Source organism: Streptomyces spiralis (assembly GCF_014654675.1).
Lineage (GTDB): Bacteria > Actinomycetota > Actinomycetes > Streptomycetales > Streptomycetaceae > Streptomyces > Streptomyces spiralis.
Genome location: NZ_BNBC01000034.1, coordinates 76,677 through 86,845 on the forward strand (window position 1 = coordinate 76,677; position 10,169 = coordinate 86,845).

Annotated in this window: 8 protein-coding genes and 1 pseudogene; 6 read left to right on the top strand and 3 right to left on the bottom strand. The window is 72.5% G+C overall.

What is annotated here, in order from left to right; translation table 11 throughout:
* Both IE318_RS45315 and IE318_RS29730 read right to left on the bottom strand, forming a co-directional pair.
* Positions 1-102 (bottom strand): annotated as a pseudogene (locus IE318_RS45315) (anti-sigma factor); the annotation flags it as partial.
* Positions 99-641: a sigma-70 family RNA polymerase sigma factor gene (locus tag IE318_RS29730; protein WP_030178889.1), complete on the bottom strand. Its 543-nt coding sequence runs from the start codon at positions 639-641 to the stop codon at positions 99-101. The pseudogene IE318_RS45315 and the gene IE318_RS29730, both read right to left, overlap by 4 nt.
* Positions 642-847: 206 nt before the next feature.
* Here IE318_RS29730 and IE318_RS29735 point away from each other — a divergent pair, with 206 nt between their 5' ends.
* The 4 genes from IE318_RS29735 to IE318_RS29750 all read left to right on the top strand — a co-directional run bounded on the left by IE318_RS29735 (position 848) and on the right by IE318_RS29750 (position 7,151).
* Positions 848-2,389, top strand: coding sequence for a DUF4331 domain-containing protein (locus tag IE318_RS29735; RefSeq protein ID WP_030178892.1), 1,542 nt, complete (start codon positions 848-850; stop codon positions 2,387-2,389).
* 101 nt (positions 2,390-2,490) lie between these two features.
* A complete protein-coding gene (locus IE318_RS29740) occupies positions 2,491-4,026 on the top strand; it encodes a tetratricopeptide repeat protein (RefSeq protein WP_229903825.1) in 1,536 nt (511 codons plus the stop codon).
* Positions 4,023-5,510: an urease accessory protein UreH domain-containing protein gene (locus IE318_RS29745; protein ID WP_189905296.1), complete on the top strand. Its 1,488-nt coding sequence runs from the start codon at positions 4,023-4,025 to the stop codon at positions 5,508-5,510. Before IE318_RS29740 ends, IE318_RS29745 begins: the two co-directional genes overlap by 4 nt.
* A 27-nt stretch (positions 5,511-5,537) precedes the next feature.
* Positions 5,538-7,151 carry a serine/threonine-protein kinase gene (locus IE318_RS29750; protein ID WP_189905339.1) on the top strand — a complete coding sequence of 538 codons (1,614 nt, stop codon included), beginning with the start codon at positions 5,538-5,540 and terminating at the stop codon, positions 7,149-7,151.
* Between the two features lie 4 nt (positions 7,152-7,155).
* Here IE318_RS29750 and IE318_RS29755 read toward each other — a convergent pair whose 3' ends face one another.
* The gene (locus IE318_RS29755; protein WP_189905298.1) at positions 7,156-7,962 is read right to left on the bottom strand and encodes an SGNH/GDSL hydrolase family protein; all 807 of its coding nucleotides are present in this window, start codon (positions 7,960-7,962) and stop codon (positions 7,156-7,158) included.
* A 283-nt stretch (positions 7,963-8,245) separates the two neighbouring features.
* On the opposite strand from IE318_RS29755, the gene IE318_RS29760 reads away from it, so the two are divergent.
* Together IE318_RS29760 and IE318_RS29765 are read left to right on the top strand one after the other, a co-directional pair.
* Positions 8,246-8,683 carry a hypothetical protein gene (locus IE318_RS29760; protein ID WP_229903826.1) on the top strand — a complete coding sequence of 146 codons (438 nt, stop codon included), beginning with the start codon at positions 8,246-8,248 and terminating at the stop codon, positions 8,681-8,683.
* 1 nt (position 8,684) lies between these two features.
* A complete protein-coding gene (locus IE318_RS29765; RefSeq protein ID WP_189905300.1) occupies positions 8,685-9,779 on the top strand; it encodes a GNAT family N-acetyltransferase in 1,095 nt (364 codons plus the stop codon).
* The last annotated feature ends 390 nt before the right edge of the window (positions 9,780-10,169 follow it).

A 10,169-nucleotide genomic window follows, 5' to 3' on the forward strand; every position in this document is an offset into this window, starting at 1 on the left:
CTCGAAGCGGATCCGCTCGGCCCGTTCCAGCGCGTCGAGGGCGTAGGGCGCGGCCAGGGAGTGCAGGTCCTCGCGGCGCAGGAGGCGGTCGAGAAGGCTCACGCGACACCTCCCAGGCACTGGCGCAACCGGGTCAGTCCGTCGCGCATACGGGTCTTGACGGTGCCCAGCGGCAGGGAGAGCCGTTCGGCCACTTCACGGTAGGTGTAGCCGTCGTAGTAGGCCAGGGTGACGGACTGGCGTTGCAGGGCGGTGAGGCGGTCCAGGCAGCGGCGTACCCACTCGCGTTCCAGGCCGGCCTCGACCTCCTCGGTGACCTGGTCGAAGGCGGGGAGCCCGGCGCGCAGCGCCTCGCGCTGCTCGCGTTCGCCGGCGGCGCGGGCGCTGCGCACCCGGTCGACGGCGCGGCGGTGGGCGAGGGTGAGGACCCAGGACAGGGCGCTGCCGCGCGCGGGGTCGAACCTCGCGGCGGAGCGCCACAGTTCGAGCAGCACCTCCTGGGTCACCTCCTCCGACTGCGCCTGGTCGCGGACCACGCGCCGCACCAGCCCGTACACGGGCCCGGACACCAGCCCGTACAGCTCCTCGAATGCCTTCTGGTCACCGCCCGCCACGAGCACCAGAAGTTCGTCCGCCTCCACCCGGTCCCCCTCTCTGCGGCCGCATCCCGGCCGTCCCGTCACATCCGGCACTCGCAAGGAACGCACCTCCGGACGGAGTTACGGATCGGCGGCCCCGAAACGCGGGTCGAGCAGGCGGAAAAAGAAAACTCCCCCTCGACCAATCCGCCCCGCCGCCGTCTCCGAATCCCCGGACGTCAGGCAAGTTGGCACCGAGGACGGACGGCATGACACCTCTTATCTCCAGGAGCGGTGCGGGGCGCAAGGGCCTCGTCACCCTCATCTGTGGTGCGCTGGCCGCCGGGGGGCTCGCAGCCGCCGGTGTGGCCACGCTGGAACCGGGGGCGGCCTCCGCCTCCTCCCACCGGGAGGCCCCGCTGATCTCGGGGACCCCGCAGTACGACAACACGGACGTGTACGCGTTCGTGAGTCCGGACAAGCCCGACACCACGACGATCGTGGCGAACTGGATCCCCTTCGAGGAGCCGGCCGGCGGGCCGAACTTCTACACGTTCGCGGACGACGCGCAGTACGACATCCACATCGACAGCAACGGTGACGCGCAGGGCGAGCTGCTCTTCCGCTACACCTTCCGGACACACCGGAAGAACGGGAACACCTTCCTCTACAACACGGGCCCGGTGACCAGCCTGGACGACCCCGACCTCAACATCACGCAGACGTACGACATCGATCTGATCCGGCTGAAGAACCAGCACGTGATGTCGAGGACGAAGCTGGCGGACGACGTGCCGGTCGCGCCGTCGAACGTCGGCAAGGCGTCGATGCCGGACTACGCCAAGCTGCGCTACCAGGCCGTCCACCGGACGGCGGGCGGCGCCCAGACCTTCGCCGGCCAGGCGGACGACCCCTTCTTCCTGGACCTGCGGGTCTTCGACCTGCTGTACGGCGGGAACCTCTCCGAGGTCGGCAACGACACGCTCAAGGGCTACAACGTCAACACGATCGCCCTCCAGGTGCCGAACGACCTGATCCGCGAGTCGGCCGAGCAGCCGGTCGTCGGCATCTGGTCCACCACCCAGCGCCGGAACGCGCAGGGGTACTACACGCAGGTCTCGCGCCTGGGCAACCCGCTGGTCAACGAGGTCGTGAACCCGCAGAAGGACAAGGACAAGTTCAACGCGTCCTCGCCCTGGAACGACGCGCAGTTCCTGAAGAACGTCACCAACCCCGAGCTGCCCAAGCTCATCGAGGCGATCTACAAGATCAAGGCACCGGCCGAGCCGCGCAACGACCTGGTCGACGTGTTCCTGAAGGGCGTCAAGGGCCTCAACCAGCCGCCGAACGTGCGTCCGGCGGAGGAGCTGCGCCTGAACACCTCGATCAAGCCGAGCATGCACCCGAAGCGGCTGGGTGTCCTGGACGGCGACAACGCGGGCTTCCCGAACGGCCGTCGCCTCACGGACGACGTGATCGACGCCTCCCTCCAGGTGGTCGAGGGTGAACTGGTCGGCTCCAAGAACGACCTGGGCGACGCGGTCGACGCGAACGACAAGAAGTTCGAGAAGTCCTTCCCGTACGTCGCCGAGCCGACGTCCGGTTCGCGCGGTCCGCTCGCCAAGGGCACGACCGGCGGCGCCGACGTGCGCAGCCAGATCGGCGACGCGCTGAAGCCGGTCGGCTCCTCGTCCGGCGGCTCCGGCGACACGGTCCTGATCGCCGCCTCGGCGGCCTCGGGCGCGGCCGGGATCCTGCTGATCGGCACCGCCCTCGCGTGGTGGCGCCGCCGGATGCAGCGCCCGTACTGACCCTCGACCGCACCCCACCGACCGGCGCGGCCCGTCCCTCCCATCCCCACGGCGCGGGCCGCGCCGCCCCACGCGACACCACCCGGCGACCGAGGAGAGGCATGTCCCCGCGTACGAACGACAACGAGCCCACCGGGCACCCGGCGGACACGGACGAGGGCGATCCGCCGGAGACCGGTACGGACCCCGCCGCCTCGGACGCCGGGCACGACGCCCCCGAGGACGACGAGCACGACGGCCCGGAGCCGGACCACCACGACGCCCCGGAGCCCGACGAGCGCGTCGCCGCGGTACGCCGGCTCGGCGTCACCGGGCGCCGATGGCGGGCCGCCCGGATCGCCGGTTGTGCGGCCCTGCTGGCCGTCGCCCTCACCGGCGGGGCCATCGCGGCCGGGGCCGCGCGGGACGGGGCGCCCGCGGCCGCCGCCGCGACAGGTACCGTCTCCCCGGCCCTGCTGGACGGCGGGGACCTCGACGCGAGCGTCGCCGCCCTCCAGGCCCATCTCCGGTCGCAGCCGCGCGACGTCGGCGGCTGGGCCACCCTGGGGCTGGCCTACGTGGAGCAGGCGCGGACCAAGGGGGACCCGTCCCGGTACCCGCAGGCGGAGCAGGCGCTCGAGCACGCGCTCCGGCTGGCCCCGGACGACGACCAGGCCCTGGCCGGCCGCGCCGCGCTGGCCGCCGCCCGGCACGACTTCAAGGGCGCCCTGGCCTACGCGGACCGGGCCCTGGAACAGAACCCCTACAGCGAACGCGCCCTGTCCTCCCGTATCGACGCCCTGGTCGAACTGGGCCGGTACGACGAGGCGTCGAAGGCCGCCGACACCGCCGACACCCGGCGTCCCGGGGTGCCGGTCTTCACGCGGTACGCCTACGTCCACGAGCTGCGCGGAGAGGTCGGCGCCGCCCGGCGCGTCCTGGAGCGGGCGCTGTCGAGCGCGACCTCGCCCGGCGACGTGGCGTACGTGGCCTCCCAGCTCGGCCAGCTCGCCTGGAACCAGGGCGACGACAAGACCGCGCTGAGCTGCTACGGCCGCGCGCTGGCCGCCGACGACACCTATCTGCCCGCCCTGGAGGGCCGCGCCCGCGCGCAGGCCGCGAGCGGCGACCTGGCCGGCGCCGTCAAGGGCATGGAACTCGTCGTCTCCCGCTACCCGCTGCCCGGTCCCCTCGTCGAGCTCGGCGAGTTGTACGAGGCGCGTGGCGCGGAGGGCGACCGGGCGAGGGCCCGTGACCAGTACGCCCTGGTCGACGCGTGGATCGCCCTCGCGCGGGCCAACGGCGTGGACGCCGATCTCGACACCGCGCTCGCCGCGGCCGACCACGGGAACAAGAGCGACGCGCTGCGTGCCGCCCGCGCCGAGTGGGCCCGGCGCCACACCGTGCACACGGCGGACGCCCTCGCCTGGGCCCTGCACGTGGGCGGCAGGGACCGGGAGGCGCTCCCCTACGCCCGCCGGGCCACCGCCACCGGTTACCGCAACGCGTCCTTCCTCTACCACCGCGGCACGATCGAGCTCGCCACCGGCCACCGCGAGGAGGGCCGCGCCCTGCTCGCGGAGGCCCTGAAGCTGAACCCCGGCTTCTCGCCCCTGGGCGCGAGGCGGGCCCGCACGGCGCTGGAGGCCGCGAAGTGACGTTCCGTCGACCGCTCGCCGGTGCCGCCGCCGTGCTCACGGCCGCCTGCGCGCTCGTGCTCGTCCCCGCCGCGAACGCCGGGGCGCATCCCCTCGGCAACTTCACCGTCAACCGCTACGACGGACTCGTGGCCGCCCCGGGACAGCTGCGCGTCGACCATGTCGAGGACCTCGCGGAGATCCCGGCCACCCAGGCCCGGCCCGGCATCGAGCGGCTGGGCATGTCCGAGTGGGCCCGGCGGCGGTGCGCCTCGGCCGCCGAGGGCAGCAGGCTCGCCGTCGACGGGCGCACGACCGTCCTGTCCGTCCGCGACAGCCACGCGCTCACGCGTCCCGGGCAGGCCGGGCTGAGCACCCTCCGCGTGGAGTGCCGGTTCACCGCCCCGCTGCCCGACGGCGACGGCGTGGTGCTGCGCTTCCACGGCGCGGGCGCGTCCTCCGGTCCGGGCTGGCGGGAGATCACCGCGCGCGGCGACCGGATGACGCTCACCGCCACGGACGTGCCGAAGGAGTCCGTCTCACACGAACTCACCAGTTACCCCAAGGAGTTGCTCTCCTCACCGGCCGACACCGCCACCGCGTCCCTGCGCGTGCGCCCCGGCGGCCCCGCCCTCACCGACGACCGCGGGGCCGCCCCGGCGGCCTCCGTGCTGCCCCGCGGCGCCGACCGATGGACCCGCGCCCTGGACGGCCTCGTCGCCCGCCATCACCTCACGCTCGGCTTCGCCGCCCTCGCGCTGGTCATCGCGATCGGACTGGGTGCGGCGCACGCCCTCGCCCCCGGCCACGGCAAGACCCTGATGGCGGCCACGGCGGCCGCCCGCGGCGGCCGGGCCCGCCTGAAGGACGTGCTGCCGCTGGCCGCCTCGGTGACGGTCACTCACACCCTGGGCGTGGTCGCCCTGGGGCTGCTCGTCACCGCCGGCTCGGCGGCGACGCCCTCGGTGATCGCCTGGCTCGGCACGGCGAGCGGCGCACTGGTGATCCTCGCGGGCGCGAGCCTCGCACGACGGGCCTGGCGCCACCGCGTGCACGGGCACACCCACCGCCCTCACCGTCACCACGACCACCGTCACAGCGGTCACTCGCACGCCGTGGAGCACACGCACGGCGGCCTCACCCACACCCATCCCACCGCCCCCACCGTGCGCGGCACGATCCTGCTGGGATTCGCCGGGGGGCTCGTGCCCAGCCCCTCCGCCGTGGTCGTCCTGGTCGGCGCGGCGGCGCTCGGGCAGGCCTGGTTCGGGCTGCTGCTCGTCGTCGCGTACGGCGCGGGGCTCGCGCTCACCCTGACCGCCGCCGGGTTCGCCGTGGTCAAGCTCGGCAGCGGAGTGACCCGGGTGATGGGCAGGGGCCCGCGGTGGACCACCCACCCGGTGGCCGCCCTGGTGCGCCGGACCATGCCCTTGGCCTCCGCGCTGGTCGTCGTGGCCCTGGGTGCCGGATTGGTGTTCAGGGGGGCGGCATCCGCACTCGGCTGAGCTACTTTTGTGAAGAATTCACGCGAGATGCCGTGGGGGGCGCCCGTGTCCGAAGAGCCGGGCCGTGAACGTGTGATCGCGGACCGCTACCGCCTGCTGTCCCCGCTCGGCGAGGGCGGCATGGGGACCGTGTGGCGGGCCCGCGACGAGGTGCTGCACCGCGAGGTCGCCGTCAAGGAGGTGCGGGCGCCCGCCGGACTGCCGGGCCCGGACGTCGAGCGGATGTACGCCCGCCTGGAGCGGGAGGCGTGGGCGGCGGCCCGGGTCGCGAGCCGCAACGTGGTGACGGTGTACGACGTGGCGATGGAGGGCGGCCGACCGTGGATCGTCATGGAGCTGATCCGCGGCCTGTCCCTGGCGGACCTGCTGGAGGCGGAGGGCCCGCTGCCACCGCAGCGCGCCGCGCACATCGGTGCCGAGGTGCTGGCCGCGCTGCGCTCCGCGCACGACGCCGGAGTGCTGCACCGGGACGTGAAGCCGGGCAACGTACTGATGGCGAACGACGGCCGGGTCGTGCTCACCGACTTCGGCATCGCCATGGTGGAGGGCAGTTCCGCGCTGACCATGACCGGCGAGGTGATCGGTTCGCCCGAGTTCCTGGCCCCGGAGCGGGCGCTCGGGCGCACGCCCGGCCCCGAGTCCGACCTGTGGTCGCTCGGCGTGCTGCTGTACGCGGCCGTCGAGGGCAGCTCCCCGTTCCGGCAGGACACCCCACTCAGCACGCTGCGTGCGGTCGTCGACGAGGAGCTGCCGCCGCCGCGCCGGGCCGGGCCGCTCGCGCCCGTCATCGAGGGCCTGCTGCGCAAGGATCCCGCCGAGCGGCTGCCGGCCGACCTGGCCGAGCGGGACCTGCGGCTCCTCGCGGCGGGCGGCACGCCACGCCCCGGCACGGTGCCCATGTCGTCGTACGCCCCGACGGTCGCGGCCCCGCGCCAAGGCCCCTCCGCGACACCGCCGATGCCCGTCCCCGTACCGCCCACGGCACCACGGACCCGGTCCGGCCCACCTCGGCGCGACCGCCGTGCCGCCGCCGTTCTGGTCGCGGGCCTGGTCGCCGTCGCTCTCGCGCTCGCGGGGCTGACGTACGCGCTGCTCGGCCGCGACCACGGCGGCGGAGGCGACGCGGGCGCGAGCGGCAGCAACAGCCGGACGCCGAGCAATCCGAGCTCCCCGTCCCCCTCGCGCACCACCGACTCGCGCACCGGCGCTCCCCCGCCCGGCCCGGACAGCACCCCGCCCGGCGGCACGCCCGCCCAGACCGTGCACGTCACACTGACCGGTGCGCACACCTCGTACTCCGGGACGTGTCCGCCGCCGGCCGGCCAGGCGCCCGCCTTCACGGCGGAGTTCACGGTGGGGCGGCTGCCCGCGCAGGTGACCTACCGTTGGGTGGCGGCAAGAGGATCGGTCTCCGACCCGGGGTGGAAGACGCTGTCGTTCCCTCCGGGCGGGGGAAGGACCAAGCAGGACCGGTTGACCGTGACGACGTACTCCGAGAGCGGGACGATCGAGAACGCGATCAGTGTGGAGGTACGCGCTCCGGTGCGTACGACGTCCGACGCCGTGCCGTTCTCGGTGAGCTGCGCGACGACGGAGACCCCGACGGGCGGGGCCTCCCCTTCGCCTTCGGCGTCGCCGTGAGGGCTCAGGCCACGTTGGTGAGCACCGGCAGATAGCCCCCCGACTGGCCGGAGGCCGTCGGGTGGTAGGACTCGCCGATGTCGAGCCAGTTGACGCTGTGCAGCCAGGAGCTGCCGGAGCAGATCTCGTGGCCGCCGAAGGTGGTGCGGACGTCGCCGAAGGTGAAGCCGTGGTTCGCGGCGATCTTGGCGATGGCGGCGTCGAGGTGGTCGGCCGCGCCGTTGATGGCGGAGCGCTTGGTGTCGGAGAGGCCGAGGCAGAACTGTCCGAGCAGGTAGAACCGGGGGTAGCCGAGCACGACGACGTGGGCGTTCGGCGCCTTGCCGCGGATCACGGAGTAGAGGTTGTCGAGCTTGCCGGGCAGGGTCGTGTCGACGTAGGCCTCGGCGGTGTTGATGCGGGACAGGCAGCTGCTGTCGGACTGGAGCACGCAGGTCGTCATGACGTCGGAGAACCCGGCGTCGTTGCCGCCGATGGTGATCGAGACGAGGGACGTGGCGGAGCCGAGCGGGCCGAGCTGGTTCGCCAGAACATCATCCGTTCGGGCGCCCGAGCAGGCGGTGAAGGCGAACGACGAGGGTGAATGGGCGGCGTTCCAGAGGTAGGGGTACGCCTTCGTGCTGCGGTCGCAGTCGCCGCTGGAGCTGATGTAGCTGCCGGCTCCGACTCCGGAGGAGTAGGAGTCGCCGAGGGCCACGTAGCCGCCGCTGAAGGCCTGTTCGGACGCCTGCGCGGAGGCCGCCCCGGTGAGGGCCAGACCGACGGTGAGGAGGAGGGAGCCGACGTATGCGGCAATTCGGGAACGTCTCATGGAACCTCCCTTTAGCAGGATCTCCGCTTCAACTTTGGTAGCAGCTACGCGTGTTGACTGGAAGTGTCCATGCCAAGACCGTTTTCCGTGCCCAACCGACTCCGCGATGAAGGGACATCGAACACTGACGGCCTGTCAGTCGAACGAGTGAGGTCAGATCCGGTGAAGGAGGGTTCAAAGACGGACAAGAACCCGCATGTGGGGCTTCCGCGTCTTGACGGCCCCCTGGAGGCTGCGCGACATTGAAGCCCGGCATCCGGCGCTTCGGGGGGCAAAGTCGCCAATGCAGACCATCCGCATCAAGACAGCTTCAACAGATGCTTCGAGAGACGGTGCCGAGCGGGCGCGGCCAGGGCCGGGGAGGGACCTGTCGCCGCTGCTCGCGGGTGCCGCGACGGCCGTCGCGGGGACCGGCGCACTGCTCTCGCTCACCGACTCGGGCTCCCCGCTGCGGGGCCCGCTGACGCTTTTCTTCCTGCTCGCCGCGCCGGCCGCCGCCATCGCGGCCGGCCTCGCCGGGCTGGATCCCTTCGGCCGCACACTCGCCGCACTGGCGGGCGCGGTCGTCCTCGACATGCTGGTGGCCCAGGGAATGCTGGCCGTGCACCGGTGGTCCGTCCACGGCGGAGTCGTGGCCGTCACCGTGTTCAGCTCCCTCGTTCTCCTGCTGGTGTCCGTACGGCGGCGGCGCGGCCGTACGGCGAGAAGACAGGGCTCCTGACGTGGACATCAGCGTGTACCGCCCCGGCGAGCTGAGCGAGGCCGACCGGGCGGCCTGGACGGCGATGCAGTCCAAGGCCCACCTGCACGGCTCCGAGGAGCTGGCGAACCCTTTCCTCTCGCCCGAGTTCGCGCTCGCGGTCGGCAGTTGCAGACGCGGGGTGCGGATCGCGGTGGTCCGCGAGGACGGCGAGCCGGCCGCGTTCTTCCCGTTCCACAGATCCGCCGCCGGCGTCGGCCGGGCCATCGGGCTCGGCGTCTCCGACTGCCAGGGCCTGGTGCACCGCCCCGGCTTCACCTGGGACGCCCCCGAGCTGTTGCGGGCCTGCGGGCTCGCCGTGTGGGAGTTCGACCACCTGGTGGCGGGCCAGCGGCCGTTCGAGGCCGCGGCCTCCGGCACCTTCCCGTCACCGGTCATGGACGTCGACCAGGGCTACGACACCTATCTGCGCGAACTGCGCGCCCGCTCGCCCAAGTTCACCCGGACCACGCTCGCCAAGGAACGCAAGCTCGGGCGGGACGCGGGAGAGGTGACGTACGTCCACGACGAGCGCGACCCGGCCGTGCTGGACACGCTGATGGCCTGGAAGTCCGCCCAGTACCGGCGGACCGGGCGCAGCGACCGCTTCGCGCACGCGTGGATCACCGACCTCGTCACCCGGCTGTTCCACACCCGCTCCGAGCCGTTCGCCGGGATCCTGTCCGTGCTCTACGCGGACGGCCGGCCGATCGCCGCGCATTTCGGACTGCGCACCGAGCGAGTGCTGGCGTGCTGGTTCCCGGCCTACGACCCGGCGTACGCCAAGTACTCCCCCGGACTGATCCTGCATCTGCGCATGGCCGAGGCGGCCGCAGCCGACGGCATCGCGTATCTCGATCTCGGCCGGGGCCAGAAGGAATACAAGGATTCCCTCAAGACACGGGAACTCATCGTGTCCGAGGGATGGGTGACACGACGTCACCCGATCGCGGCCGGACACCGGGCGCGCCGCGCCCCGATCCGGGCGTTGCGCAACGCGGTGCAGTCGCGGCCGGAACTGTTCGAACCCGCGGACCGAATTCTCAAACGGATGGGAAAGATCCGTTCCAGGCGGTGAACTGCCGGTACAAAATCTGCGTAACGGAAAAACCAACAAAAACGTGAGGCCTCGTTCCAGGCCTTGCCATACTGGTTCAATCATCAATACCGTCGTACATCTCACCCGCATCGGTGACGTCCGCACGCGGTTCCAGGGGAGGGCTTTGAACCGGGACGTTACGGAGCGGGGCGCGGTAGGGGGGTGCCGTGCCCGGTGACCTAAGGAATCACCGGGCCGTGCCGCGCGACCGGCTGCCGTTTTTCGGCATTCCGGCAGCTTTGCCAGCTCACCCGGCGTGCACGGAGATCCGATTTCCGTCGTGCTCCGCGTGAGAACCCCCCTTTCGAACCGGATAGACAGCCGGACCGCCCGGGGGCGGGCGGTCCCGCCGGACGAGAGGGACCAGAC

What these genes read in the sequence shown, in the direction of transcription:
- IE318_RS29760 (WP_229903826.1), top strand. Translation starts at nt 8,246, where the DNA reads ATGCAGACCATCCGCATCAAGACAGCTTCAACAGATGCTTCGAGAGAC.
- IE318_RS29740 (WP_229903825.1), top strand. Translation starts at nt 2,491, where the DNA reads ATGTCCCCGCGTACGAACGACAACGAGCCCACCGGGCACCCGGCGGAC.
- IE318_RS29750 (WP_189905339.1), top strand. Translation starts at nt 5,538, where the DNA reads ATGCCGTGGGGGGCGCCCGTGTCCGAAGAGCCGGGCCGTGAACGTGTG.
- IE318_RS29755 (WP_189905298.1), bottom strand. Translation starts at nt 7,962, where the DNA reads ATGAGACGTTCCCGAATTGCCGCATACGTCGGCTCCCTCCTCCTCACC.
- IE318_RS29735 (WP_030178892.1), top strand. Translation starts at nt 848, where the DNA reads ATGACACCTCTTATCTCCAGGAGCGGTGCGGGGCGCAAGGGCCTCGTC.